This window comes from Pseudomonas sp. NPDC077186 (genome assembly GCF_044543505.1).
Lineage (GTDB): Bacteria > Pseudomonadota > Gammaproteobacteria > Pseudomonadales > Pseudomonadaceae > Aquipseudomonas.
This window is the reverse complement of sequence record NZ_JBITWE010000003.1, coordinates 727,559-754,189: the sequence shown is the minus strand read 5'-3', so window position 1 is coordinate 754,189 and position 26,631 is coordinate 727,559. Positions and strand designations below refer to the sequence as shown.

Genomic DNA, 26,631 nt, shown 5'->3' with positions numbered 1-26,631 from the left:
AAAAAGAACCCCGGCACAGCCGGGGTTCTTCTTTATGTGCAGCTTTCAACGACAGAGCCGTTGGAGCATGTCGTCCAAACCGAGCCCTTCCTGTTCCGGTAGCAGGAGTTTGTTGATCAACAACGGCTCGTCCTGCGCGGTACCGAGAAACGCCTCTCCTCCATCGGCTCGCGACCCGAGATAGGTCGGATTGAACAGATCCTTCGCCGTGCCGGGCCGCTCGAGCACCTGGTCGCTATCCAGCACGGGCTTTCCGTTCCAGTAAAGTAACAGGCGGGTCTTCGCAGGCCCCGGGAATGGGAAGGTACTAGCCGACTTAACATGAGCGCTGACCACCAGACTGTCGCAGCGCCCGCGAGACTGTACCGGATCGCTGACCTGTAGCGTGCTGCCATGGCGGATCTCCAGTCGACGATCAGGTAGCAACCGCACCCCCCAGACACCTGGCTGATCCACCAGCGTCTGTGCATCGTCGGCGAAGCGCACTTCGCGCAACGAAAGTCCCAGGCTATAGCCACCGAATACCGGGGCCCGCTGGAAGTCTCTACCCGTCAACAATCCTTGCGCGCCCTCAGCGGCGACTTCCCAGCGGAGGGGAATGGGTCGGACCTGCCATTCCCAATCACGGATGATGGCACCGGCCTGCTCCTTGGTGAACGCCGGAACCACTCGCTCAGCAGGTTTGTGCCCATCGACTGCCGGGGTTACCGCAGCACTGTGCAGCAGTCCCAGCGGCTCACGATAAAAGAAACGGCCTTCGTTCAGCAGATGCGCGGAATAGGTCATCCCCAGGGCTCCCCCGCTGTCGCCCGCCCAATGGAGTGCGTTGAACCCCGGAACGCTATCGCCTGCGAATAGCGGGCTCAGGTCGCGCCCCGTCAGGCCCGTCGGTGGCGTACCACCCGCCATGGCTACCAGTGTCGGGAACAAATCCATGAATACTGTTGGCTCGAGAACATCTAGGTTCTCGTAATGCCCTGGCCAACGCAGCAGAAGCGGTGCGCGCACCCCACCCTCGGTGTAGGTCGCCTTCTTCCCAATTAGCGGATAGTTATTATCCAGATCGATATTGGCACCACCGTTGTCGCTGGCGAAGATCACCACGGTATTGTTCGCCTGACCGCTTTCCTCAAGCGCCGTCAGTAGCCGCGCCATGTTGTGATCAAGCTGGCTAAGAATGGCGAAGTAGCGCCCCTCCGGTGTATCGGGAAACCGCTGACTGAATGTCGGATTCGGCTGATAGGGCGTGTGCGGCGAGAACAGCCAGAGGTTGATAAACCAGGGCGCGCCCCCCGCGCCAGCCTTGAGCAGTTCTACGGCCTTGCCGGTAAGGATGTCGTCCAGATAGCCGCGGTGCTGAACCGGCGCGGCCCCATTATCCTGCAACCAGGGGTCGACATGAGTCGGCTGCTGGCGCAGCGGTCGGCCATCGGGGCCCGGCCCTCGCAGAACGAAGTGATTGAGCATCCCGAACCAGTAATCGAAGCCCTGCTGGCCAGGCTGAATCTCTTCGTATTCCAACGCCTCGCCTAGGTGCCATTTCCCCACATGCAGCGTCGTGTATCCCAGAGACTTCAGCGCCTTGGGCAAAGTGACGAGATCGGGAGACAGGCCCAGGCCATCCGCCTGGAAGCCCACACTCACGGGATGGCGTCCGCTGATCAGGCTGGCACGGCTGGGCGAGCACGTGCTGTCCGTGTAATGTCGGCGCAAACGCACCGCACTTTGGCTGAGCGCGTCCAGCGTTGGCGTGGGCGCCTTGCCATCGCCCCAACTCGCGATATCGTTGTTGCCCAGATCGTCGACCATGACCAGAAGGATGTTCGGTTTTCCGTGCGATTCGGCCGCATTGCCTGAGCAAGCCATACACAGCAGAATGCCGAACAGCACGAGGCGCGAGCGAATGTCGCGGCCATAACGAAACGGATCTCTCATCTACAAGGAACCCTGGCGAATGAATGGGGAGAACTTTCCGAAGCTGTCAGGCAACAAGGACATGAAGCCAGACGCCTCCGGGCTGCTGCTCGATTACGACACGCTGCGCACGGTAGCCTCGGAGCTGGGTGAAATCTACCGTGCCAATGAGCCCTTTCCTCATATCGTCATCGACGACTTCCTGCCCCAGCTGACACTGGCTCGCCTGCTTGCCGAGTATCCACAGAATCAGAGCCTGCCGATCTGGAACGAGGCTACACACAAGGACAAGCAGACTGGCGAGTATGTGCAGAAAGACAAACGCAACATTCGCGATCTGATGAGCATGCCGCCCAGCTATCGCCAGCTGTTCTGGGAGTTGAACTCTCATTATTTTCTCGACTTTCTCGCCGGCATGACCGGCATCGCCAGCCTGATTCCCGATCCTAATTTGCGAGGTGCCGGTATTCATCAGATTGGCCGTGGCGGCTTTCTCAAAATACATGCAGACTTTGCCACCCATCGCGAGTTCGCCCTCGATCGACGACTCAACTTCCTGCTCTATTTGAACCCGGATTGGCCCGACGAATATGGCGGACATCTCGAGCTCTGGGACCCGGCCATGCAGGGGCCGCCCAAACGCGTTCTACCGATACTCAATCGCTGCGTGGTGTTCAGCACAACCGCAACGTCATACCACGGTCACCCCACCCCCCTTAACTGCCCTGACGGGATCTACCGCAAATCGCTGGCGCTCTACTACTACACCAACGGCCGTCCCGCCGGGGAAGCCGAACCGGGATTCGCTACGCTCTGGCAGGATGTTCCCGAAACCTATCGCTGAACACCGCCAGGTGGGCTTTGAGTTTGAGAAAAGGCTGCTCGATAAACCGGTAGCAAAGTAGCGCCACCGCCCACGACACGAGAAAGCTACCGGCAACGGCCGCCAGCGCCTGCAACGTAGGTACCGCACCGTCGGTGGACGCCACGAGCGGATACAGCAGATAGAACTGCACGGGCACGTGCACCAGATAGAGAGAGTAGGAAATGGATCCGAAGTGACTGAGCAGCGGGTTGAAAAAAAGACCTTTTACCCTGTTGGCTAGCCCTAGACTGCAGAGCAACAAGCCACCCCACAGCAGAGCCTCTAGGTCGTGATAGAGCGGCATGGCCATGAGTGCCGACTTCTGGCCCATCATGCCGTACCAGCGCATTAGCCAGAGTAACGCCGCGAGCAATACCGCGGCCAGCAATGCCTGGCGCCGAGGATAATCAAACAACCAGGAACAGCCTTGGCGCAAATAGAGCCAGCCGCATAATCCCCCCACCAAAAAAGCAGGCCCGCGCCCAAATACAGAGGACTGAATCCAATCACTGCGCTGGTCGACCAGCCACTGTGGCTGCAGAAAGAAATATACATGCAGGGTCAACCAAGATACGCCACCAACCGCCACCAGCCAGCGTCCGGCGCGGCAGCGCAACCCCAGCATGATCCAGGGCAGCACAATGTAGAACTGCAGTTCCGTGCACAATGACCACCACGGCACACTGAAAGGAAACACCTCGAAGCCGATTGGTATGAATAGCAGCGCCTTGAATGTCGCAGTGTTACCAGTTGCCAGCCAGGCAATCAGAATCGCCAGATAATAAAGCGGCACCACCCTGAGGATTCGTGCGAGATAGAACTTGGCGACATCCACCCGCTCGCCGCTGCCGGCAGCCGAAACGAAAGGCTGAACAAGCAGGAAACCACTCAGCACGAAGAACAGTGTGACCCCCGTGTTGCCAGCCGCCATTATCTGGAGCCAAAAAGGTGAACCCTCCAGGGAATACCGCCCACCCGTGCCAAGAATGCCGACATAGTGAAACGACACCACCAAGATGATGGCCCAGCCCCTCAAGGACTCCAGCTGCGGCAGATAGCGCTGAGGGGAACGCAGTCCCGCAGGGGCTGAAGAGCTGTCCATCAGCTCTGCTTGGCCACCGCAGCTGCATTCAATCGCTTGAGCTTGCGCATATTTTCCAGGTGCTTGCTGGCATGAACGTAGAACGCGCGCAGTTTCGCCGCTGCCTGGTCGCTGCGGTCTTCAAAAAGCAACTTGAGCAGCTCAGGATCCTGACTGCGGTCACCCCCGGCCTTGCGCAAAACGCCCAGACCAAAGCCATGATTGAAGGTGAACGTCTCGTGCTGACCGCGAATTTCCTCCCAGAACTTCCATGCGCCAAAGTCCTGCAGGCGCGCCTGCACGTCGTGGAACAGGATGATCCCGCCCGGTCTGACCTTGGGATACCAGTTGGCGAAGTCCTCACTGACCGCCTCATAGGTATGGAAGCCGTCGATGTGCAGCAGATCGATGCTGTCCTCGCCGAAATGCCGTAGCGCATCGTTGAAGAACATGCGCATCAGGTAGGAGAAGCCGTGGTAGTTCTGCCGGTTGTGGTTGTTCACCGCATTGAACACGGACTCGTCGTACTTGTCGGTGTGTTCGTCGCCCTCGAAGGTATCGACCGCATAGCACAGGCCGTCGATCTCGTTCTCCTTCATCGACTGGCAGAAGGTGAAATACGACAGCCCCTTGTGCGTGCCGAGTTCGACCAGCAGCTTGGGCCTGAGGGCCGCCACTAGATCGTAACCGAACGGCAGATGATCGACCCAGGTGCTGAACACCATATGCAAGGGCTCGAAATGACGGATCGACGGCGGCATGTACACATGGGTCATTCTTATAGTTCCTGCTCAGTCTCTAGATTGTTGTTGCGACTGGGTAACGGCTGATCATGGCGTCGCGCTTTCCGTTTCTACGGAACTCGATGCCATACCCACAGCGCATTGCCTGTTGCGCTCCTTGCTACGCTCATCGGCATACATATCCTCGTTACGCTCGCTACAGCGCTGCAACCGATGCAGTCCACGCGTCACCGAATGCTGCAGATAACGCAAGGCTGGGCCGGGAACCTTACCCAGCAGGATGGGCTCCACGGTCGGCGAGCGGAACGGCTCGCCCAGCAACTCGGTAAGCTGGTCGCGTTGACGGTTCAGAATGGTTTCGCGCTGCGCCACTTCCGACGTGGTCACCCCACCGTGCAGCTGATGAAAGGAACCCTCCCCAGCCAGCATGAACGAGCGGGTTCGCGGATGCATAGCCGCCTTCCTATAAAGATACAGGTTCAGTGCACCGCCCCCCGGCAGATCGAAGCGTTCATCGGCCTGACCGATCTCGCGAAATACCTCGGCGTCCAGAAACAGGCAGTTGCACTCCATAAACGGGTGAAAGATTCCGTTGGGGTTGGCGCCGCTGAGGCAAGAAATCTCGAACAGGCGATAGCCGTTGCGCTGCCAGTCGATGCCTTCCAGTAGGCGCTGTTCGTGGCCCTCGCTGTAGCCTCTGCTGAGATGAAATTGCTGCTCGTGTTCGCCGAGGTGATAGCCGGGCACCACCACCATCGCCTCGGACGTCATTCGTCTGGCCATCAGCGCATACTGCACCACGCCGGGCGTGACCATACGTGCCCCGTCGATCATCAGGCCGATGAATTGCCCCCGGGCCTGAGCAAAGGCGAAGTTGATGGCTGCCGCCGGTGAAACGCCTGGCTCATCGCGCAGGAAGTAGCGGAAATTTCCCGAGAGGGCGGCAATCGCCTCAGCGTCCATATTCCGCCGAGAGCGATTCTCCACCACTATGACTTCGTAGTCGGCTGGACTCACCCCTTGCTGGTAGCCTGGGCTCAGGCTGATCAGCGTATTGAACGCCTGACGCGGCATGTCATAGGCGATCACGATGATCGAAAGCAGCGGACGGCTCATTGCGGTTGCACCTTGTCCAGCGAATGACGAATAAAGCGATAGACGCTCGGGTGCGGGGTGCCGAACAGGATCGGTCGTACGCTGGGCGGCGCGCGATCATCGCCGCGCAATGCGCGATCCTGATCATCCAGCTGCTTGTAGATCACGTCACGTTCGGCCTTGCGCGTGCCGGTGGTAACGCCCCCGTGGAACTGATGGAAGGAGCCCTCGCCGAACAGCATATAGAACGGCGTACCAGGAAACTCCAGCAGGCGCTTGTACAGATCCAAGTTGGCGTTGCCGCCACCGAAATCGTCGTAGCGCGAATCCACTCCACCCAGCGCCTTCCATTTCCGCATGGACATGGCGATGAAATTACTTTCGTAGTTGCTCTGGAAAAATCCGCCCTGACAGGAGCCACTGAGCACCGCGATGTCGAACAGGCGATAGCCATCCTGCGGCCAGTCGATGCTCTTGAGCAACTCCGCCTCGGCCACCTCGTCATAACCCTCGTTGACCGCCACCTGCTGCAGTTTGTGGCCAAGGTGGTATCCGGGGGCCGAAACGGCCGCCTCGGGCTCGAGGCGGAAGGCGTCCATAGCCAACCTGACGACCCCAGGCGAAAGCATGCGGGCGCCATCGATCATGATTGCAACGTGGCTGCCGCGAGCCTGGGCCGCGCCAAAATTGATGGCATGTACCGGAGTACGCTGGGTCTCCTGGCGGTGGAAATAGCGAACGTTGCCGGCATGACGCATCGCCCGCTCGCACCCCAGTAGCCTGTCGGAGTGGTTCTCAACCACTATCACCTCGTAATCGCGCTCCTGCACGCCATGCTGGTACTCGGGGCTTAGCGAAAGCAGGGTTTTCTCTGCCTGATCCGGCATCCTGTACACGATCACCACGATCGAAAGCCGTGGCTTGCGGCGAAACAAGGCCATGTCCAGTCCCTCACTCAGCGCGCATGCGCGCACAATTGCTGATACAGGGCTTGCACAGCCTCCGGCAGCGGTTGCTCGAGCTGCTGATGATGCTTGAGCTCGGCACTGAAGAAGCGCTCATCCTCGAGTGGCGCGAGACCCAGTTCAAGCAGAATCTCATTGAGTTTGTCGTGCAGGATCGCCTCGTCCTCATCGAAACAGAGCAGCGGGAAGGGTCTCTGCCGGTACAGCGCCAGCAGACGCTCGTTGTAGGCGACCCACAGGTTCAACGCCTGCTCCTCCGGCATGCCGCCACGGGCCTGCAGCGACTGCACCACTGCGGTGGGGTGGCGGAAGATGCCGACAAAGCGCAGATCGGGAAGCAGCTCGCGCCACCCATCGACCAGTAGCAATGAGCGCGGGTCCTTAAAGCCCCAGTGCGTAGCCCCCGCGAAGTCGGCGATCAACGCCCGCGCCCGCGCATACTCCTCGGCGGTCCAGTCGATGCCGCTCGTCGGGGGATTGTCCCAGGCAAAACCGCGAGCACTCAACACCGCATCGTTGAACGCGACAATATCGAGGTTTTCCCGGTTACCCTTGAGGTTATGTGGGTTCCAGGCACTGAACTTGCCGAGCTCCAGGCCCGCCTGCTGCAGTGAGCCAGTCAGGAAGCTGGTGCCGCTACGGTGCATTCCGACCACCATGACGGGCCGGGGACCTGGCACCAGGGCCGAAACAGCCATTCGCTCCGGGCGCGAGAAAATATTCCGAATGAACCGCATGTACGCCTCTTGTTCTAGGTGTAAGGCTGTTGGTATGAAGCGATGCCCCGTCCGTATCCACGGGATTCTTGCTGGAGGGCCAGCGCATTGTGTTTAAATGGCCCGGCCATTTCAATCTGGTAGCTAAAGTCGATGAACTACGGGGAAATATTGCTGTACGGGGTATATAGCGACCTGCGCACCGAAATCGCACGGCGCTTCCTTGGCTTTCTCTGGTGGATCATCGAACCGGTCATGTACATGGCCGTGTTCTACGTGGTCTTCGGCTTGGCCCTGCGCCAGGGCGGCCCGGATTATGTCCCTTTTCTGCTTTGCGGGATGATCGCCTGGAAATGGTTCGACGGATCGGTACGCCAGGCCAGCCTGTCGATTCCGATGAACGCCGGGCTGGTGCAGCAAATCTATGTGCCCAAGAGCCTGTTCGCGCTGATACAGATCCTCAGCAATACCTTCAAGTTCGCCATCGTACTCCTGCTGCTGCTCGGTTTCCTGCTGGTGACCGGCAAAACGCCAGGCCCGGAATGGTTGGGCCTACTGCCAGTGATTCTGACCCAGCTGCTGCTGATCGTTGCCGTCGGCCTGCTACTGGCTGCGATCATTCCCTTCGCCCAGGATCTGAAGCTGGTGGTCGACAACCTATTGATGCTGATGATGTTCATGTCCGGCATATTCTTCAGCGCAGACCAGGTACCAGAGAACATGCGTGTGGCCTTCGAGTACAACCCCATGGTGCTACTGATCGGCGCCTATCGCGACATACTGCTGCACAGCCAGTGGCCGCAGTGGTCCTCGCTCGGCTACTGCGTAACGCTGTCGCTACCCATCCTTGCCGTGGCCCTGCTGACCCTGGCGCGCAACGAGCGCCGCTACCCGAAACTGCTGTACTGAGGCGCACATGAGCGAGCAGGTCATTCTCGAAGCACGCAACGTAGGGCTCTCCTACCGCCAGCGCACTGGCGTGCTGCGCTACAACCATTTCTGGGCGCTGGACGATGTCAGTTTTACGCTCAACGCCGGCGAAACGCTCGGTGTGATCGGTGCCAACGGCGCGGGCAAGAGCACGCTGTTGCGCATGATCGCCGGCATCACCGAACCCGACCGCGGCAAGCTCTGGCGCCAGCCCGGGCTGAGCGCCAGCCTGCTGGCGCTCAGCGTCGGCTTCAAGCCCGAGCTGTCCGGGCGCGAGAACGTGGTGATCGGCGGTCTGCTGCTGGGGCTGCCCCTCAAGCGCATCCGCGCACTCATGGATGAAATACACGGTTTCAGTGAGCTCGGCGCATTTTTCGAGCGCCCGGTGGGCACCTACTCCACCGGCATGCGCGCACGCCTCGGTTTTGCCGTGGCCATCCACGCCGATCCGGACATCATGCTGATCGACGAAGTGCTGGGCGTGGGCGATGAGAGTTTCAAGCTCAAGTCCCACCAGGCCATGCGCGAGAAGATTCGTGACAAGAAAACGGTCGTGCTGGTGTCCCATAGCATGGAGGCGATTCAATCGCTTTGCGATAGGGTTCTATGGCTGCATGAGGGCCGCAGCCTGTGCTGCGGCCCAACAGACGAGGTAATCGCCGGGTACCTGGAAACCATTCGTATTGCCGTAAAAATGGAACAGGCCAAGGAACGGGCGGCCAAGCAACAGGCGGTAGCCTGACTGCTCCTTGGCGCCAAATTCGACAAAAACAAGAGGGCCGATGAACGGCCAGGGTTGAGGTTGATATGAGTGTTGGTCTGACGAAGGTAATCGTCGTTGTCGGCATGCATCGCAGCGGTACAAGCGTCATAACCCGAGCACTGGAAGTACTCGGCGTGGAACTCGGCGACAACCTGATGCCTGCCGCCGAGAACAACAACGAGAAGGGGTTTTTCGAGGACCTGGATGTGCACGGGTTCAATACCCGCCTGCTGGAGGCACTGGGAACCAGTTGGGACCGGCTTGCCGACATCGACCCGGCGCTCATGCTGGCGCCTGCAATGGCCGCCTGGCATGAGGAAGCGCTGACCATCCTGCGCGAGAAACTTCCCAGCTCAGGTCTATTCGCCTTCAAGGATCCGCAGACTTGTCTGCTGCTACCGTTCTGGCAACGCGTACTGGCCGACCTGCCAATCGAGCCCTATTACCTCATCTGCCTACGCAACCCCTTGAGCGTCGCCGCTTCGCTGCACGAGCGCGACGGCATCGCTCCGCTACGCTCACAACTGCTCTGGGCTCAATACCAACTGGCCGCCTTGCGCTATAGCGAGGGCAGACCTCGATTACTGGTCGACTACGACGCCATGATGGACCGGCCCACCCAGCAGTTGGCGCGGATCGCCCTGGCATTCGAACTCACCCTGCCGGCAGCCGATGCGCCGCAGCTGGCCGAGTTCGCCGAAGATTTCCTCAGTCATCGGCTCCGTCACGCGCAACACAGCGCCGAGCAATTGGCCAACCGTGAACAGGTGTTGCAACCTGTCGCCAGCCTGTATCAACTGATGCGCCAGATCGCCGCCGATCAGCTCGACTTCCTCGATGACAGGATGACACAGGGCTGCGAAGGGCTCACCGCGAGCCTGCTGGAGCTGCGGCCGCTCGGCCAAGCCCTCGACGACGTCGACCACGAACGCCTTCGGCTCGGCCGCCAACAGGGGGCGGCGCTGCAGCAACTGAAGATCCAGCATGACGAGACGATTCTGCGGCTGAGCGAGGAGCTGGAGCAACTGAATCTCCAGCATGACCAGACGACTCTGCGCCTGAGCGAGGAGCTGGATCAGCTGCGCACTCAGCTCGCGACGACCACGACCGAATGTGGCAACGCCTGGCATATGCACGCTCAGGCCGTGCAGGATCGTCACGAGCTGGCCGGGGAACTGAGCAATTGCCTGTTGCGTCAGGACCAACTGCGCGCCGAACTCGCGAAGGTCCATACCAGTCGCTCCTGGCGACTCATGCGCCCCCTGCGCGGCCTGCGGCGTCATCACCGTAACCCCGCCCTGCTGCTACGCAGCGCCCTGTCGGAAAGCGCCCGAGGCTTGTGGCGCCTAGTTCCGCTATCGATCGCCCAGAAACAGGCGATCAAGCACCGGCTGTTCAGCCACGCCGCGCCGTTGCTCAGCAACACGCAGGCCTATCGCGACTGGCAACGGAGCCAGGAGCAGGGGTTGCAGCCAGCGCCCTCCACCGCTGCCCCGCTACAATGGCTCGAAGAGCCGATCCAGCCAGTCCCTCGCCTGATTTCAGCGATTCCGGCAGTGGCTCCGGTAAAGCTGATCGCCTTCTATCTTCCCCAGTTCCATCCCATTCCGGAGAACGACGCCTGGTGGGGAGAAGGATTCACCGAATGGACCAATGTCCGTCCCGCCCAGCCGCTGTACGAGGGCCATTATCAACCCCACGTTCCCGGCGACCTCGGCTACTACGACCTGTTGGACGGCCAGACCCAGCAGCGTCAGGTCGAACTGGCCAAGCAGTATGGCCTAGGCGGTTTCTGCTTCTACTTCTATTGGTTCGGCGGCAAGCGCCTGCTGGAGGCTCCGATCGAGCGCTACCTCGCCGACGAGGGCCTCGATCTGCCGTTCTGCCTGTGCTGGGCCAACGAGAACTGGAGCCGTCGTTGGGACGGCCTCGACAGCGAGATTCTCATTGGACAAAATCACAGCGCCGAGGACGATCTGGCATTTATCGCCTATATCGCCCGCTACATGCGAGACGCTCGCTATATCCGCATCGATGGCAGGCCCCTGCTGCTGGTCTACCGACCCAGTGAACTCCCGGACGCCAAGGCCACGGCATCACGCTGGCGTACCTGGTGCCGGGAAAACGGGATAGGCGAGATCTACCTGGCCTACACCCAATCCTTCGATAGCGTGGCGCCCGGCCGGTTCGGCTTCGATGCAGCAATCGAGTTCCCCCCGAACGCTACGCAGCCGCCACCGGTCACCGACCGCATTCAGCCCTTAGCGGCAGACTTTCGCGGGCAGGTCTTCGACTGGAGCATCTACCTCAAACGCAGCCGCCAATACAGCAAACCCGCCTATAAGCTGTTCAGGGGTGTATGCCCCTCTTGGGACAATACGGCCCGTCGACGTAATCGCGGCACCTCCTTCATCAACAGCTCACCGCGCGGCTATCAACAATGGCTACTCAGTGCGATGCACGATACGCTGGAGCGCGAGCCCAATCCGGATGAACGCCTGATATTCATCAATGCTTGGAACGAATGGGCCGAGGGCGCCCATCTGGAACCCGATCAACGTCACGGTTATGGGTTTCTCGAGGCCACCCGCATGGCCTGCCTGCGCGCTAGCCTGCCACAGCCCCCCGCGGTGCAGCGCAACGAACGCCTGGCTGTAGTCATTCATGCTTATTATCCGGACGTGCTGCGCGAGATACTTGTTTACCTGCAGCAGGTCGAAGGTATTGCCTTACAGCTGTATCTGTCCTGTCCCGCAGACAAGGTGCGAACGACCCGAAGCCTTCTGGCGAGCTGCCGGCACCCCTGGCATCTAGAGGAAGTGCCCAATCGCGGCCGCGATGTGCTGCCGTTCATGAAACAGCTCCCACGCATAATCGCCGATGGTCATGACCTGTTGCTCAAGGTTCATACCAAGAAGTCGCCCCACCGCGACGATGGCGACGCTTGGCGACGCGATCTCTACGACAAACTGCTGACCGAGAACGCCATGCGCCAAGCGCTGGATCGGTTTTCCCATGCGCCGAGCACCGGGATTCTCGGTCCCGCCGGACACTTGGTACCGATGAGTTTTTATTGGGGATCGAATGCCCGACGAGTCGAGGGTCTTGCCTGCCGCCTGGGGATCAGGCCCGACATGCTCGGTGCACTCAACTTCGTCGCTGGCACGATGTTCTTCGCGCAGACCCGCGCTTTTCTGCCGTTGCTCAATCTGGCGCTGCAGGAGAGCGACTTCGAGGAAGAAGCTGGACAGGTCGACGGCACCCTGGCCCATGCCCTGGAGCGTACCTTCAGTATCAGCGCCAGTGCGGCAGGTCTAGACGTGAGCAGCGGAGAAAGCATCCCTGCGAATCGAACTTATGCTTTCGCCGAAGCAACGCCCTAAACCGCGTATACGGACAAAACGGTTAGCTCCATGCCGATGCAGTGCCAACCCGCAAACAGGAATAAGCGAGGATAGCGGAATGTATATCGAAGCCTTCCAGGAAGCGGGCACAGCCCCAGGAAGCGGTACCGCAGCCCATTCGCCTCCCGGCATACCGAGGGTGGCAATCCTGCTCGCCGCCTATAACGGCGAGCGCTTTCTGGACGAACAGCTGCAATCGATCATCCGCCAAAGCCATGAAAACTGGATGATCGTAGTATCGGACGACGGCTCCACCGACGGCACTCTGGCATTACTGCGGCGCCACCAGCAGCAACTCGGCGAACAGCGATTGCGCGTGGTCGCAGGGCCACGCCAAGGTTTCGTGGCCAATTTCATGGCCCTGGCCAGCGACCTCTCGATCCAAGCCGAATATTTCGCCTTCAGCGATCAGGATGACGTCTGGCATCGCGACCACCTGAAACGGGCCCTGGACTGGCTGCAGTCGTTCGACACGAGCACTCCAGCTCTGCACTGCGGCCGTACCCGCCTGATTCGCGAGGACGGTCAACCCTTTGGGATCTCGCCGCTTTTCTCTCGCCCCCCAGCGTTCGGTAATGCCCTGGTTCAGAGCCTGGCCGGGGGCAACACGATGGTGTTCAACCGCAGTGCCCGGCAACTGCTCGCCCACACCAGAGATCGGCCTATCGTCTCCCATGACTGGTGGACCTACATGCTGATCAGCGGCGTAGGTGGGCGCGTCCATTACAGCGCAACTCCCTCGGTAGACTATCGCCAACATGGCGGCAATCTGGTGGGTTCCAATTCCAGCGTCAAAGATCGTCTACACCGCATCCGCCGCATGTTTGCCGGGCATTTTCAGGACTGGAACGACCTCAACGTCGCCGCCTTGACCCACTGCTGGGATCTGCTCAACGAGGAGAGTCGACACACCCTGCACACCTTCGCCCAAACCCGCAATGCGAGTCTGCTGGCGCGACTGCGGGGCGTGGGGCGCTCCGGCGTGTATCGCCAGACCACTCCCGGCAACCTGGGCTTGGTGCTGGCCGCCCTCCTCGGCAAACTGTAACGGCCTCAGGAATCAGTCATGGATCAACAGAACACTGCGCGTGACCTAGTCTGGCAATCCTCTCAGACCTCGACGCAGGAACGTCGTGTCCTGCTGAAACAAAGCCCGGTCACCTTGTGGATGACCGGCCTGAGCGGAGCAGGTAAATCCACCCTGGCGTTTCACTTGGAAAAGCGATTGATCGATGCCGGACACGCTTGCTTCGTGCTAGATGGCGACAATGTACGCCACGGTCTAAATCGTGATCTCGGCTTTTCTCCCCACGCCCGCACCGAGAACATACGGCGTATCGCAGAAGTCGCCAAACTGATGAATGCCGCCGGCCTGATCGTCATCACCTCATTCATCTCGCCCTACCGTGACGATCGCAGCATGGCCCGCGAGATCATCGGTAGCGACGCGTTTCGCGAGGTGCATATCAGCACCACTCTGCAGCAGTGCGAGCACCGCGACCCGAAAGGTCTTTATCAGAAAGCGCGGGCCGGGCTTATCAGCGAGTTCACCGGTATTTCAGCGCCCTACGAACCCCCTATCGCCCCTTGCCTAAGCCTCGATACCTCCGCGTCATCGGTCGAGGCCTGTACTGAACGTATGCTGGCACTCATCCAGCCTTTTCTCGACGAAACGAGGCGGTAGGGTGAAGCCGCTCACCCCCACAAAACTGATCTACAGGTCAGACCGCAAAGCATATCAATTCAAACTGTACTGCAATGTTTTCTCTTAAAATATGTGACTTAACGGCATAAAATATCGCTTTAGCAGCATTTTACGAGCCATATCACTCATCACCAGTACAGATACCGAATAGATAACAAGAACAGTTACGAAGCAACCTATCTAATAGCACAACAATTTAATCCAGCTGTGACTACTGGGTCGCCGCCCCGCTCGCGATAATTTGCCCATCGAAAGCAAACACCAGCGCCGCCACAAGCGGAAGGATGACCACCATGGAACGCACCCTCAGTTCCGACCTGTTCTACCAGCACAGCGCCGCCAGCCACCAAGCCGCCTGGCCGCTGCGCCTGATCGCCACCCTCAGCCTGTGGCAGCGCCGCATCGTCAGCCGCCGTCAACTGGCTCGACTGGATGCCCGCCTGCTGGCCGACGCCGGCATCAGCGAAAACCAGCGTCACGCCGAGCTGAGCAAGCCGTTCTGGCGCTGATTCACCGATTTAGCTCCCTCCAAGTTGGGCTCTTCTGAAGGCTCCATCGTCTCTGCTGCGATGGGGCTTTCGTTTTATCTGGGTCGCGAACGGAACAATTTTCTCTTGTCGGCGACCCACCCGTACAGATTGCCCCCGTTGCAGATTTTCGCGCTCTGGCGCCAAGCCAGCATGGAGCGCTCGCCTGCCGCCAGCTAAGCTACCGCCTATCTGGGCCGCGCATTCGCGGCGGCCGCCTTCCCCTGGAGCCTTCCTCATGCATCTGAACAGTCTGATCGGCGCCGCCGCCCTCCTGGCGCTGGCCACCAGCGCCTCCGCCACCAGCTTCGTGGTCACCACCGACGCCATCGTCAGCGGCGTCGCCGCGACCAGCGAGGCCACCTCGGATATCAGCTCCTCGCTGCGCGACGACAAGGTCGTGCTCGCCGCCCGCGACGATGCCGCCAGCTTCGTCGCCAGCGCCGGCGAGATCCGTGGCGTGCAGCTGGAGGCGGCGCTGCTGCATATCCGCAGCCAGGTGCCGGCGCTGGCGGCGGCCGACGATCTGCAGCTGGCCGAGGCCATCCTCAGCCTCTGACTGCTCCCCAGGCAACGCCGGCCGGCCGAGTGGCTGACCGGCACGCGCCGGCCCCGTAAACTGCACGGGCATACGCGCCCGCCTGCGGAACCCCAACCGCGCGGGCTCGTCCAACCGTCCATTCGCCGTTTGCGGAGTTTCTCCATGCGTCATTCGCTTCTCGTCCTCGCCACCGCCTGCGCCCTGTTCAGCGGCCTCGCCCAGGCGCAAACCGTGGTCGCCACCAGCAATATCATCGTCCGCGCCCTGGATCGCAGCATCGACTTCACCTCCGATACCACCACCTCGCTGCGCGACATGAAGCTGGTGGTGCAGGCCCGCGACGACGCCGCCAGCTTCGTCGCCAGCGCCGGCGAGATCCGCGGCGCGCAGCTGGAGGCGGCGCTGCTGGCGATCCGCTCGCAACTGCCGCAAGCGCGCAGCGCCAGCGACCTGCAACTGGCCGAAGCCATTCTCGCCCTGTGAGGCCGCTGCGCGCCTGGTGCTGCGCCGCGCTGCTGGCGCTCAGCGGCGGCGTCCAGGCCGAGCTGCGCCTGCAACTGGACGTCGACGGCCTGAGCGCCGCCGAGCGCCAGGCCAGCCAGGCGCTGCTCGACGATGCCCTGGCCGCCCTGCCGCCGAGCTTCGTCCAGCGCCTGGCGCGCAGCGTGAAGGTCGCCTGGCGCGACGACCTGCCGGCCGACGCCTACGGCCGCGTCGGCCGCTGGTCCGGCATCGAGCTCAATGCCAGCCTGCTACCGGCGCTGAGCGACGGCACGGCCGCGACGACGCAGACCGGACGCGTGCATGGCAGCCAGCGCCGCGAACTGCTCGCCACCCTGATCCACGAGCTGACTCACCTCTACGACCGCGCCCAACTCTGGCCCGCGGCGCAGCGCCGGCAGCTGCAGCGCTGCCGGCAACGCGCCGAGTCGCTGGGCCTGGTCGGCCTGCCGCAGCACTGCCGCGGGCAGACCGCGCGGCGCTTCACCCTTAGCGACGACCCGCGCCTGCTCGACCTGGCCGGCTGGGCGCAGCAGGTCGGTCGACGCGGCGCGCGCGAGCAGGACAACGGCCAGGTCGCGCGCAGCCCGGATGTCTACGAGCTGAGTCGGCCGCTGGAGTTCGTCGCGGTCAACCTCGAATACTTCCTCCTCGACCCCGGCTACGCCTGCCGTAGGCCGTCGCTGGCGCGCTACTTCCGCGAGCATTTCGCCTGGGCGCCGGCGCAGGCCGACTGCGCCGGCGCTCATGCCTACCTCAACGCCGGCCGCGACTTCGCCCGCCAGCCGCTGGGCCGCCTCGACCCCGAGCGGGTCTACGCGGTCGACTACCTACTGGCCGAGGCCAACCAGCAATGGATGAGCCGCTGGGGCCACAGCATGTTGCGCCTGGTGGTGTGCGCGCCGGGCCGGCCGCGCGGCCCCGACTGCCGGCTGGATCTCGACCAGCACCTGGTGCTGTCCTACCGCGCCTTCGTCGGCGACCTGCAGCTGTCGAGCTGGGACGGCCTCACCGGCGTCTACCCCTCGCGGCTGTTCGTCCTGCCGCTGGAGCAGGTGGTCGAGGAATACACCAAGGTCGAGCTGCGCAGCCTGGCCTCGGTGCCGCTCAAACTGTCGCGCGACGAGCTGGAACAGCTGGTCGCGCGCGCCGTCGAGCAGCACTGGAGCTACGACGGCGACTACTACTTCATCTCCAACAACTGCGCGGTGGAGACCCTCAAGCTGCTGCGCAGCGGCACCGCGCATGCCGATCTGCAGGCGCTCGACAGCATCCTGCCCAACGGCCTGCTGCAACTGCTGGCGGCGCGCGGCCTGGCCGACACCGCGGTGCTCGACGATCCGCGCGAGGCGCTGCGCCTGGGCTATCGCTTCGATTCGTTCCGCGAGCGCTACCAGGCCATGTTCGCCGTATTGCGCCAGCGCCTGCCGATCGCCCAGGACAACGTCGAGGCCTGGCTGGAGCAGCCCGCCAGCGCACGCCGCGACTGGTTCGCCGCGGCCGATCTGCGCGCCAGCGCCGCCCTGTTGCTGCTGGAACAGGCGGCCCTGCGCCGCCAGCTGCTGCTGGCCCAGGACGAGCTCAAGCGCCGCTACCTGAGCGGCCGCGCCGCCGGCGACCCGAACCTGGACAAGGCCGGCGCGGCGCTTGAGCAGATACTGGCCGGCAGCGGTTTCCTCAGCCGTCCGGCCGAGCTGCTCGACGGCGGCTACGGCCTGCCCCAGGCCGGCGAATGGCACAGCCTGGAAACCCAGAGCCGGCAACGCCAGCAGCAGCTGCGCCAGCTCAGCGACGAGCTCGATGTGGAAGTGCGCAAGCTGCTGGCGCCGGCGCGCCTGGCCGAGCTGCAGGCCAACGAGGCCAACCTGGCGAGCCTCGGCACGCACCTGCGCCAGTTGCATGAGGACGCTGGCGGCCTGCAGCTGCCCTGAGTGGTTCGGAATCTGCTGTGCACAGCCTGGGCGGCCCCGCGACACCCTAGGCGACAGCGGCAGCCGGCTAGGGAAACGCTGAAATAGTCGGGCGCAGGCGGGACAGCCGCTCTATCGCTGAACAGCGCTGGCGCTGGCCCGCAGGGGAATAATCCAGAAGCTGCGTAGTCCCTGGGCTCCCGCCTTCGCGGGAGTGACGATAAATGGCCTTTTCAGAACGTGCCTAGAGAATCTCCTCCTCTTCCTCCGGCAGTTGCGGATCGACGCTCAGCCAGGGCAAGCGGCTGCGCACCCAGATATGCCGATTCGCCGGCGCCCGCTCGGGTTGGTCGAGGCAGGCCACGCTGATATCCAGGCTGTGCGGGCTGAGCGCGCTGAACAGGGTCAGCTGGGCGCCGCAGTGGCGGCAGAAGCTGCGCGTGCAGGTCGGCGTGCTGGCGTACTCGGCGGGCGTGCCGCGCAGCCAGCGGAAACTGCTCAACGGCACCGTCAGCCAGGTGACCAGGATGCCGCCGCTGCTGCGCCGGCAATCCGCGCAGTGGCAGTGGGCGATATCCGCCAACGGGGCGTCGAAGGCGTAGCGCAGCTGACCGCAATGGCAGCCGCCCTGGTGCGAGGCGGGCATGGCAGGAACTCCACGAGGGGCTCGTCAGCAGTCTAGACTCTGGCGGTCACCTCAACGCCCCCGGGTTGCCCATGCGCGCCTTGCTACTGCTGCTGCCATTGGCCTTGTCCTTGCCTGCCGAGGCGGACGAGTCCGCCTGCAGCGACTGGCTGCAGCGCTGGCCGCTGGAAGTGCCGGTGGCGTTCGCCGGCTGTGCTGCCGAGGGCGACGGCGCGGCGCTGTACCGGGTCGCCGCCGGCCAGGTCGAGGTCCTCGAGGCCCTGCTGATCCGCCAGTTCGGCATGGCGCCGCTGGAGTTCCGCGGCTCGACCTGGGAACCGGCGCGCCCGGGCTACCATCGCGCGGCGGACGGCGACTACCGCATCGTCCTGCACTCGGCGCCGACCCTGGCCAACCGCCGCGAGGACTGGGAGCAGCTCGACTTCCAGCTACGCATCAGCCCGCTGCCGCCGAGCTGAGGGCTTGCGCCAAGCCGCGCAGCTGATCGACTATCGCCGCTTTGTCCGTGGAAGAAGCCGCCGTGATCGACCTGTTGCTGGCCCTCTGGCCGCTGTTCGCCATGATAGTCGCCGGTTACTGGCTGCGCCTGCGCGACTTCCCCAGCGAGGCCTTCTGGCCCGGCGCCGAGCGCCTCAACTACTTCATCCTGTTCCCCGCCCTGTTGTTCTCCAGCCTGGCCCAGGCGCCGCTGGACAACCCGGCGCTGCCGCGCCTGGCGCTGGCGGTGCTGCTCGGCCTCGGCATCGCCTGGCTCGCCCTGCTGCTGCTGCGCCGCCTGCGCGGCTGGCCGGCCGCGCGCTTCGGCGCCTTCACCCAGGGCATCCTGCGCTTCAACACCTACCTCGGCCTGGCCGCGGTGGGCAGCCTGTTCGGCCAGGACGGCCTGACCCTGGCGGCGCTGATGCTGGCGCTGATGGTGCCGACGGTGAACGTGCTGTCGGTCTGGTCGCTGACCGCCGAGCGCGGCGTCAGCGCGCGCGGCCTGCTGCTGCCGATCGCCAAGAACCCGCTGATCCTCGCCTGCGTCGGTGGCGCCCTGGTCAACCTCGCCGGCATCGGCCTGCCCGGCGGCAGCGATCGCCTGCTCGGCCTGCTGGCCGCCGCCAGCCTGCCGCTGGGCCTGCTCTGCGTCGGCGCGGCACTCAAGCCCGAGCAGCTCGGCGGGGAGATTCCGGCGCTGGGCGGCAACAGCGCCCTGCGCCTGCTGGCCATGCCGCTGCTGGCCTGGACGGTGGCCTGGGCGCTGGCCCTGCCGGCGATGGAGAGCGCCGTGCTGGTGCTGTTCTTCGCCCTGCCCACCGCGCCGACGGCCTATGTGCTGACCCGCCAGCTGGGCGGCGACAGCCAATTGATGGCCGGCATCATCACCCTGCAGACGCTGCTGGCGGCGGGCAGCCTGGTGGCGATCATGGCGCTGCTGGGCTGAGTTCGGGCGGCCGCAGAGAGGCCTCGAGCAGGCGCTGGTAGGCGCCGCTGGCCTGCAAGGCGGCCAGGCCGCGGTCGAACTCGGCGATCAGCTCGGCGCCGCGCGGATGGTTGCGCGGCACGATCAGGTGCAGGGTGCTGTTGCCGAACACCCCCTGCGAGCGGTGGAAGCGGCTCGCCGGCGCCCCGGTGGCGCGCAGGGCGCTCTCGCCCAGGCGGCGGTCGGCGATGAACAGGTCGTCGCGCGCCAGCAACAGCAGGCGCGCGCACTCGTTGAGACCGAGCGGCGCATGGCGGGTCAGCCGGCCCTGGTCGAGCAACGCCTGGATCGGCGCCGGCGGCTGCCAGCCGAGCGGGTAGCACAGGCGCTTGCCGGCCAGGCGCGACAGATCCGCCACCTCGATGGCGTCGCCGGCGCGACTGAACAGGTGCTGTTCGGCGACGAACAGCGGCGCCGAGTAGAGGAATTCCGCCTGGCGCTGGGCGCCGGGGACATAGGGAAAGGTGGCGTCGTAGTCGCCGCGCAGGGTCTTCAGGTAACCGCGCTTCCACGGCTGCCACGCCAGCGTGGCAGACAGCCCGCGTTCGGCCAGGGCGGCGTGCACCACCTGGGTCAGCAGGCCGCCGCCGGGCAGGCTCTGGCCGGTGAAGGGCGCGTAATCGTCGCCGGTCACCAGGCGCAGCTCGGCCGCCCAGGCGGCGCCGCTCAGCGCCAGCCCCAGGAGCAGGCCCGCCCGCCATTGTCCCGCCATCGATCCCCAGCCTTAGCGTCGGCCCAGCGCCCGAACGCAACGAATTCGCCCCGATTGCCATAGTGTAGAGGCCGCTAGGTTAACCAGTGCCCGCTCACCGCGCGACTGGCGCGACGACGATTTTCGGCCGATGCTAAGTACAAGCCGGATAAAACATTTCTCGCCGGCCGGCTATGCAAGTTGCGTCGCGATCGCGACCGATCGCCCGCGGGCTCGCAAGGGGGAGCCGCCTTATGCTGACCCTGCTCAATCTGTTGTCCGCCATCGCCCTGCTGGTCTGGGGCACCCACATCGTGCGTACCGGCATCCTGCGGGTATACGGCTCGCACCTGCGCAAGATCCTCAGCCACAACGTCGGCCGCCGGCCGCTGGCCTTCGCCGCCGGCATCGGCGTCACCGCCCTGGTGCAGAGCAGCAACGCCACCGCGCTGCTGGTCACCTCCTTCGTCGCCCAGGGCCTGATGGCGCTGGCGCCGGGGCTGGCGATCATGCTCGGCGCCGACGTCGGCACGGCGCTGATGGCGCGGGTGCTGACCCTCGACCTGAGCTGGCTGAGCCCGCTGCTGATCTTCCTCGGGGTGATCTTCTTCCTCTCGCGGCGGCAGACCCGCGCCGGCCAGCTCGGCCGCGTGGCCATCGGCCTGGGCCTGATGCTGCTGGCGTTGGAGCTGATCGTTGCCGCCGCCACGCCGATCACCGAGGCGCGCGGCATCCGCGTGCTGTTCGCCTCGCTGACCGGCGACCTGATGCTCGACGCGCTGGTCGGCGCGCTGTTCGCCCTGCTCACCTATTCCAGCCTGGCCGCCGTGCTGCTCACCGCGACCCTGGCCGGCGCCGGGCTGATCAGCCTGCCGGTGGCCATCGGCCTGGTGATCGGCGCCAATATCGGCAGCGGCCTGCTGGCCTTTCTCACCAGCAGCCTGCAGAACCCGGCCGGGCGCCGGGTGGCGCTCGGCAGCCTGCTGTACAAGCTGATCGGCCTGCTGCTGGTGCTGCCGCTGCTGCAACCCCTGGCCAACTGGCTGGACAGCCTGAACTGGCGCCCGGCGGAGCTGGTGATCTTCTTCCACCTGCTCTACAACGGCCTGCGCGCCGTGCTGATGCTGCCTACCGTGGGCTGGATGGCGCGCTTCTGCAACTGGCTGATGCCCGACCGCGCCGAACAGGCCGGCGTCGCCCGCGCGCGCCATCTGGACGCCACGGCCCTGGCCACGCCGAGCCTGGCGCTGGCCAATGCGGTGCGCGAAACGCTGCGCATCGGCGATCTGATCGAGACCATGCTCGGCCACCTGCTGCAGGTGCTCGACCGCAACCAGCCGGCGCTGAGCCGGGAGCTGCGCCGCCTCGACGACGACGTCGACAGCCTGTACAAGGCGGTCAAGCTGTACCTGGCGCAGATCCCGCGCGAGGCGCTGAGCGAACACGAGACCCGGCGCTGGGCGGAGATCCTCGAACTGGCGGTGAACCTGGAGCAGGCCGGCGACATCATCGAGCGCATGCTCGGCAAGGTCCAGGACGAGAAGACCGCGCAGCGCCACGCCTTCTCCGACAAGGGCCTGGAGGAGCTGACCGCGCTGCACGCGCGGCTGATGGCCAACCTGCGCCTGGGCCTCAACGTGTTCCTCAGCGCCGATCACGCCAGCGCCAGCCAGCTGCTGCGCGAGAAACGCCGCTTCCGCGCCCAGGAGCGGCGCCTGGCCCACGCCCACGTCGGCCGCCTGCAGCGCCAGGTGGTGCAGAGCCTGGAGACCAGCTCGCTGCACCTGGAGCTGATCGCCGACATGAAGCGCCTCAATTCGCTGTTCTGCTCCAGCGCCTACGTGGTGCTGGAGGGCGGCGAGACCGGCGCGCTGCAGCTCGAAGAAGGCGGCGAGTAGCCCCGCGCCTCAGTCCGCGTCGACGGCGCGCGCGGCCGGCGCCGGCTCCACCCCGCGCCAGGCGTACCAGGCGAAGAACAGCGCCATCAGCAGGTAGCCGTGGACGAAGTCCGGCGCGGCGTACCAGGCCAGCTTGGGCGCGTGCATCAGGCCGACGCAGGCCATGGCCGCGGCGACCAGGGCGAAGGCGGTGGCCTGGCGGAACTGACGGTCGATCACCGCCACGCACATGGCGCCGAGCAGGATGGCGCTGAACATGGCGCCCTGGCCGAGGGCGCCGATGGCCGTGGAAATGCCTTCCACCACCTCGGGCGCGCCGCGGTTGAAGCGGGTCATCAGGTAGTTGGCGAAGTACGGCAGCATGGCCAGGGCCACCGCCGGGTAGTAACGGGCGTGGTTGCTATTGAAGGCGGTGGCGATCATCGACATGCCGACGAACACCAGGATCGGCGCCACCACCGCCACCGGGATCAGCGCGGCGACGAAGGCGATCAGGCCGAACATGGTGGCCAGGCCGTAGACCGCACCGTTGAGCAGGCTGTAGCCGCGCCCGGCGCCCATCCATTTCGAGCCCACGGTGGCGATGTACACGGTGGTCGGGAACACCCCGCCGAACAGCGCGCCGAGCATTGTGCCGACACCGTCCACCGCCTGGCATTCGCCGACGCTGTAGCGGTCGCCGGCGGCGCTCATGGCCTCGACGTTGTTCATGGTCTCGATGGCGTTGTACAGGGTGATCGGCAGGATCACCGTCATCAGCGCCAGCAGGCCGGTGAACAGCAGGCCCAGGCCCTCGTACCAGGCCAGGTTGGGCAGCAGCGGGTAGAAGCCCAGGTGGGTGAAGGCGTCGGCGAACTTGCCGCTGTCGGCGGCGCCGACCAGGTAGGCCAGCGCGGTGCCGACGACGATGGCGAACAGCGAGGCCGGCAGGCGCAACGGCATGCTGATCCGTGCCACCAGACCGACCAGGGTGATGGCCAGCACCAGCAGGCCGATCATGGGGATTTCCAGGGTCTTGAACAGCATCTCGCCGGCGATGAAGGTCAGCGCCACCCCGGCCACCGCGCCGAGCATGGCCGGGCGCGGCAGATGGCGTTGCACCCAGTTGCCGATCAGGCTGATCGCCGCCTCGATCGCGCCACTGATCAGGCAGGCCGCCACCGCCACCTGCCAGGCCAGTTCGGCATCGCCGGTGAGGTTCTTCGCCGGCAGCAGTACGCCGAACAGGAAGACGAACATCACCGGGGTGCTGATGCCGTAGGACAGCGCGGTGACGTCGGCGCGGTTCTCCTTGCGGGCCAGGCGCGCGGCGCTCCAGGCGTAGTAGAAGTTGCCGGCCATCACCGCCACCGCCGCACCGGGCAACACCTGGCCGAACACGATCTCGGCGGGAAAGCCCATGCCGAGCATGCTGATGGCGATGATCACGAAGTTGGCGATGTTGTTCTGGAACAGGGCGAAGAAGGCGTCGGTGTCTTCCTTCTTGTACCAGGGGTAATGCACGCGCGGCGTCGACATGACGGATCCTTGTTGTCCGAATGGTCAGGTCGGCGAGTCTAGCAACCCGCCGTCGGGGCATAAACGAACAAGGCAGCCGAAGCTGCCTTGTTGCGATCACGCTGGCGTTCTACGCGGCCTGCGGCAGCCGACGGCGGCGCTGCAGCCAGACGACCAGGCCGAACAGCATAAAGCCCGGCAGCCACATCAGCTCCTTCATCCAGCGGTCGGTCGGCGCGCGGACGTTGAGGATCTGCTGATCGAACTCCAGGCCGGCGTCGGCGGCCAGGCTGCCGAAGGCGACGCTGTCGACCAGCACCTTGTCGCCCTCCTCGTAGAGGTTCAGGCCGAGCTTGGCCAGGCGTTCCTCGCCCGAGGCGCCGTCCGGCACCGCCAGCAGCAGGCTGAACTCGCGCGGATCGCCCACCGCGTCCTCGCCACGCACGCGCAGGCGCAGCTGACTGCCGTCGGCGACCCCGTCCAGCGCCTGCGCCAGCTGCGCCGGCGGCACGTCGCGGTAGGGGTCGTGGAGCATGTCCATCCAGAAACCGGGGCGGAACAGGGTGAAGGCCACCAGCAGCAACAGCAGGGTCTCGTACCAGCGGCTGCGCACCAGGAAGAAACCCTGGGTGCCGGCGGCGAAGATCAGCATGGCGATGGTGGCGACGATAAAGATCAGCACGCCGTGCCAGAAGTCCACGTCGATCAGCAGCAGGTCGGTGTTGAAGATGAACAGGAACGGCAGCGCGGCGGTGCGCAGGCTGTAGAAGAAGGCCACCAGGCCGGTCTTGATCGGGTCGCCCTTGGACACCGCGGCGGCGGCGAACGAGGCCAGGCCCACCGGCGGGGTGACGTCGGCCATGATGCCGAAGTAGAAGACGAACAGGTGCACCGCGATCAGCGGCACGATCAGGCCGTTCTGCTGCCCCAGCGCCACCACCACCGGCGCCAGCAGGCTGGACACCACGATGTAGTTGGCGGTGGTCGGCAGGCCCATGCCGAGGATCAGGCTGAACACCGCCACCAACACCAGCATCAGCAGCAGGTTGCCCATCGACAGCAGCTCGACCAGGTCGGCCAGCACCAGGCCGACGCCGGTCTGCGACACCGCGCCGACGATGATGCCGGCCGCCGCGGTGGCGATGCCGATGCCGATCATGTTGCGCGCGCCGGCGATCAGGCCTTCGCGCAGGTCGATCACGCCGTCCTGGAAGGTGCCGTGGTCGTGGCTGCCGTCGTGGCGCATCCAGCTCAGCAGCGGGCGCTGGGTGAGCAGGATGATGATCAGCATCACGCTGCCCCAGAACGCCGACAGGCCGGGCGACAGGCGCTCGATCATCAGGCACCAGACCAGCACCACCACCGGCAGCAAAAAGTGCAGGCCGGAGAGCAGCACGGCGCGAGTCTCGGGCAGCGATTCCAGCGGCGCGTCGGGGTCTTCCGGCGGCAGCACCGGCACGCTGGCGGCGACCTTCAGCAGGCCCAGGTAGACCAGCGCCAGCAGCACGCCGATGCCCGGCAGGGCGTAGTCGCCGAGCGCCGGCTTGAGCCAGCCGAGGCCGTAGTAGACCGCCAGCGACAGGCCGCTGATCAGCGCCGCGCCGAAGGCGAAGCCGGTCAGGCGGCGCAGCCAGGGCTTGGGCTGGTGGCCGCCGATGGGCTGCAGGCCGAGCTTGAGCGACTCCAGGTGGACGATGTAGAGCAGCGCGATATAGGAGATCGCCGCCGGCAGGAAGGCGTGCTTGATGATCTCGACATAGGGCATGCCGATGTACTCGACCATCAGGAAGGCCGCGGCGCCCATCACCGGCGGCATGATCTGGCCGTTGACCGAGGAAGCCACCTCCACCGCGCCGGCCTTCTCCGCGGAAAAACCGGTGCGCTTCATCATCGGGATGGTGAAGGTGCCGGTGGTGACCACGTTGGCGATCGACGAGCCGGAGATCATCCCGGTCAGCCCCGAAGACAGCACCGCCGCCTTGGCCGGGCCGCCGCGCAGGTGGCCGAGCAGGCTGAAGGCCAGCTGGATGAAGTAATGCCCGGCGCCGGCCCGCTCGAGCAGGGCGCCGAACAGCACGAAGAGGAAGACGAAGCTGGTGGACACACCGAGGGCGATGCCGAACACCCCTTCGGTGGTGATCCACTGATGGTTGGCCAGAGCGTTGAAACTGACCCCGCGGTGCGCCAGCAGCCCCGGCATGTAGGGGCCGGCCAGGCTGTAGACGAGAAACAGCAGGGCGATGATCGCCAGCGGCGGGCCGAGCGCGCGGCGGGTGGCCTCCAGTAGCAGCGGGATGCCGATGCAGGCGGTGATCAGGTCGCCGCTGGTCAGGCTGCCGGGGCGCAGCGCCAGTTGCTGGTAGAAGACGAACAGGTAGGCGGCGCTGGCGGCGGCCACCAGGCCGAGGGCGATATCCAGCAAGGGCACGCGGTCGCGCGGCGACTTCTTGAACGCCGGGTAGGCGAGAAACGCCAGCAGCAGGGCGAAGGCCAGGTGAATGGCGCGGGTCTGGGTATCGTTGAGCACGCCGAAGCCGAGCACGAACGGCAGCGGCGAGGCGATCCACAGCTGGAACAGCGACCAGAGCAGGGCCAGGCCGGCGATCACCTGGGCCATGGCGCCGACGGGCAGACGCGCGCCGACATCCTGGGCGATCAGTTCCTCGGTGGAGAGTTGCTTGTCATGCATGGGATCGAACCTGCATTCGAATGATCGGAGAACGGCAAAACCCGCAGGCCTGCGCCATGCGGGTTTGCTTAACACTAGAAGCGAA

At 64.4% G+C, this 26,631-nt stretch carries 23 protein-coding genes; 13 read left to right on the top strand and 10 right to left on the bottom strand.

Annotated features, from left to right (window positions below):
- Nucleotides 1–45: 45 nt before the first annotated feature.
- Nucleotides 46–1,935 (bottom strand): sulfatase, encoded by a 1,890-nt coding sequence (locus tag ACIGKL_RS15445; protein ID WP_397487457.1) that lies wholly within the window; start codon nt 1,933–1,935, stop codon nt 46–48.
- Between the two features lie 19 nt (nt 1,936–1,954).
- Here ACIGKL_RS15445 and ACIGKL_RS15440 point away from each other — a divergent pair, with 19 nt between their 5' ends.
- Nucleotides 1,955–2,758, top strand: coding sequence for a 2OG-Fe(II) oxygenase (locus tag ACIGKL_RS15440; RefSeq protein ID WP_397487456.1), 804 nt, complete (start codon nt 1,955–1,957; stop codon nt 2,756–2,758).
- Here the strand turns inward: ACIGKL_RS15440 and ACIGKL_RS15435 are convergent.
- Genes ACIGKL_RS15435 through ACIGKL_RS15415 form a run of 5 tightly spaced genes read right to left on the bottom strand, consistent with a single transcriptional unit; the run spans nt 2,721 to nt 7,400 of the window.
- Nucleotides 2,721–3,881 carry an acyltransferase family protein gene (locus ACIGKL_RS15435; RefSeq protein WP_397487455.1) on the bottom strand — a complete coding sequence of 387 codons (1,161 nt, stop codon included), beginning with the start codon at nt 3,879–3,881 and terminating at the stop codon, nt 2,721–2,723. The two genes, ACIGKL_RS15440 and ACIGKL_RS15435, sit on opposite strands and share 38 nt — an antisense overlap.
- Entirely contained in the window at nt 3,881–4,636 is a 756-nt protein-coding gene (locus ACIGKL_RS15430; protein ID WP_397487454.1) for a class I SAM-dependent methyltransferase, read from the bottom strand. The genes ACIGKL_RS15435 and ACIGKL_RS15430 overlap by 1 nt, the downstream gene beginning before the upstream one ends.
- Nucleotides 4,637–4,690: 54 nt before the next feature.
- Nucleotides 4,691–5,719 (bottom strand): glycosyltransferase, encoded by a 1,029-nt coding sequence (locus ACIGKL_RS15425; protein WP_397487453.1) that lies wholly within the window; start codon nt 5,717–5,719, stop codon nt 4,691–4,693.
- Nucleotides 5,716–6,639: a glycosyltransferase gene (locus ACIGKL_RS15420; RefSeq protein WP_397487452.1), complete on the bottom strand. Its 924-nt coding sequence runs from the start codon at nt 6,637–6,639 to the stop codon at nt 5,716–5,718. The genes ACIGKL_RS15425 and ACIGKL_RS15420 overlap by 4 nt, the downstream gene beginning before the upstream one ends.
- A 14-nt stretch (nt 6,640–6,653) precedes the next feature.
- On the bottom strand, nt 6,654–7,400 hold the full coding sequence (locus ACIGKL_RS15415; protein ID WP_397487451.1) for a sulfotransferase family protein: 747 nt from the start codon (nt 7,398–7,400) through the stop codon (nt 6,654–6,656).
- Between the two features lie 132 nt (nt 7,401–7,532).
- Here ACIGKL_RS15415 and ACIGKL_RS15410 point away from each other — a divergent pair, with 132 nt between their 5' ends.
- The 9 genes from ACIGKL_RS15410 (at nt 7,533) to ACIGKL_RS15370 (ending at nt 17,681) form a co-directional block, all read left to right on the top strand.
- Entirely contained in the window at nt 7,533–8,288 is a 756-nt protein-coding gene (locus ACIGKL_RS15410) for an ABC transporter permease (RefSeq protein ID WP_397487450.1), read from the top strand.
- A gap of 7 nt (nt 8,289–8,295) precedes the next feature.
- Nucleotides 8,296–9,051, top strand: coding sequence for an ABC transporter ATP-binding protein (locus ACIGKL_RS15405; protein WP_397487449.1), 756 nt, complete (start codon nt 8,296–8,298; stop codon nt 9,049–9,051).
- 65 nt (nt 9,052–9,116) lie between these two features.
- Nucleotides 9,117–12,455: a glycoside hydrolase family 99-like domain-containing protein gene (locus ACIGKL_RS15400; protein ID WP_397487448.1), complete on the top strand. Its 3,339-nt coding sequence runs from the start codon at nt 9,117–9,119 to the stop codon at nt 12,453–12,455.
- A gap of 79 nt (nt 12,456–12,534) precedes the next feature.
- The gene (locus tag ACIGKL_RS15395; RefSeq protein WP_397487447.1) at nt 12,535–13,524 is read left to right on the top strand and encodes a glycosyltransferase family 2 protein; all 990 of its coding nucleotides are present in this window, start codon (nt 12,535–12,537) and stop codon (nt 13,522–13,524) included.
- A gap of 18 nt (nt 13,525–13,542) precedes the next feature.
- The gene (gene cysC / locus ACIGKL_RS15390) at nt 13,543–14,160 is read left to right on the top strand and encodes an adenylyl-sulfate kinase (protein ID WP_397487446.1); all 618 of its coding nucleotides are present in this window, start codon (nt 13,543–13,545) and stop codon (nt 14,158–14,160) included.
- Nucleotides 14,161–14,474: 314 nt separating this feature from the next.
- Nucleotides 14,475–14,690 (top strand): DUF1127 domain-containing protein, encoded by a 216-nt coding sequence (locus tag ACIGKL_RS15385; protein WP_397487445.1) that lies wholly within the window; start codon nt 14,475–14,477, stop codon nt 14,688–14,690.
- Between the two features lie 256 nt (nt 14,691–14,946).
- Nucleotides 14,947–15,267, top strand: a complete 321-nt coding sequence (locus ACIGKL_RS15380; RefSeq protein ID WP_397487444.1) for a DUF2388 domain-containing protein — start codon at nt 14,947–14,949, stop codon at nt 15,265–15,267.
- A gap of 144 nt (nt 15,268–15,411) precedes the next feature.
- Nucleotides 15,412–15,732 (top strand): DUF2388 domain-containing protein, encoded by a 321-nt coding sequence (locus ACIGKL_RS15375; protein WP_397487443.1) that lies wholly within the window; start codon nt 15,412–15,414, stop codon nt 15,730–15,732.
- Nucleotides 15,729–17,681, top strand: coding sequence for a DUF4105 domain-containing protein (locus ACIGKL_RS15370; RefSeq protein WP_397487442.1), 1,953 nt, complete (start codon nt 15,729–15,731; stop codon nt 17,679–17,681). The genes ACIGKL_RS15375 and ACIGKL_RS15370 overlap by 4 nt, the downstream gene beginning before the upstream one ends.
- Before the next feature lie 223 nt (nt 17,682–17,904).
- Here ACIGKL_RS15370 and ACIGKL_RS15365 read toward each other — a convergent pair whose 3' ends face one another.
- Nucleotides 17,905–18,306 (bottom strand): GFA family protein, encoded by a 402-nt coding sequence (locus tag ACIGKL_RS15365; protein WP_397487441.1) that lies wholly within the window; start codon nt 18,304–18,306, stop codon nt 17,905–17,907.
- A 71-nt stretch (nt 18,307–18,377) separates the two neighbouring features.
- Between ACIGKL_RS15365 and ACIGKL_RS15360 the strand changes: the two genes are divergently transcribed.
- Entirely contained in the window at nt 18,378–18,764 is a 387-nt protein-coding gene (locus ACIGKL_RS15360; protein ID WP_397487440.1) for a hypothetical protein, read from the top strand.
- 101 nt (nt 18,765–18,865) lie between these two features.
- Complete coding sequence (locus tag ACIGKL_RS15355) at nt 18,866–19,732, top strand: AEC family transporter (RefSeq protein ID WP_397487475.1); 867 nt, start codon at nt 18,866–18,868, stop codon at nt 19,730–19,732.
- Here the strand turns inward: ACIGKL_RS15355 and ACIGKL_RS15350 are convergent.
- Nucleotides 19,713–20,483 (bottom strand): substrate-binding periplasmic protein, encoded by a 771-nt coding sequence (locus ACIGKL_RS15350; RefSeq protein ID WP_397487439.1) that lies wholly within the window; start codon nt 20,481–20,483, stop codon nt 19,713–19,715. The two genes, ACIGKL_RS15355 and ACIGKL_RS15350, sit on opposite strands and share 20 nt — an antisense overlap.
- Nucleotides 20,484–20,716: 233 nt before the next feature.
- Here ACIGKL_RS15350 and ACIGKL_RS15345 point away from each other — a divergent pair, with 233 nt between their 5' ends.
- The gene (locus ACIGKL_RS15345; protein ID WP_397487438.1) at nt 20,717–22,360 is read left to right on the top strand and encodes a Na/Pi cotransporter family protein; all 1,644 of its coding nucleotides are present in this window, start codon (nt 20,717–20,719) and stop codon (nt 22,358–22,360) included.
- Between the two features lie 9 nt (nt 22,361–22,369).
- Here ACIGKL_RS15345 and ACIGKL_RS15340 read toward each other — a convergent pair whose 3' ends face one another.
- Together ACIGKL_RS15340 and ACIGKL_RS15335 are read right to left on the bottom strand one after the other, a co-directional pair.
- A complete protein-coding gene (locus tag ACIGKL_RS15340) occupies nt 22,370–23,878 on the bottom strand; it encodes an NCS2 family permease (RefSeq protein ID WP_397487437.1) in 1,509 nt (502 codons plus the stop codon).
- Between the two features lie 109 nt (nt 23,879–23,987).
- Entirely contained in the window at nt 23,988–26,546 is a 2,559-nt protein-coding gene (locus ACIGKL_RS15335) for a TRAP transporter permease (RefSeq protein ID WP_397487436.1), read from the bottom strand.
- Nucleotides 26,547–26,631: the final 85 nt, after the last annotated feature.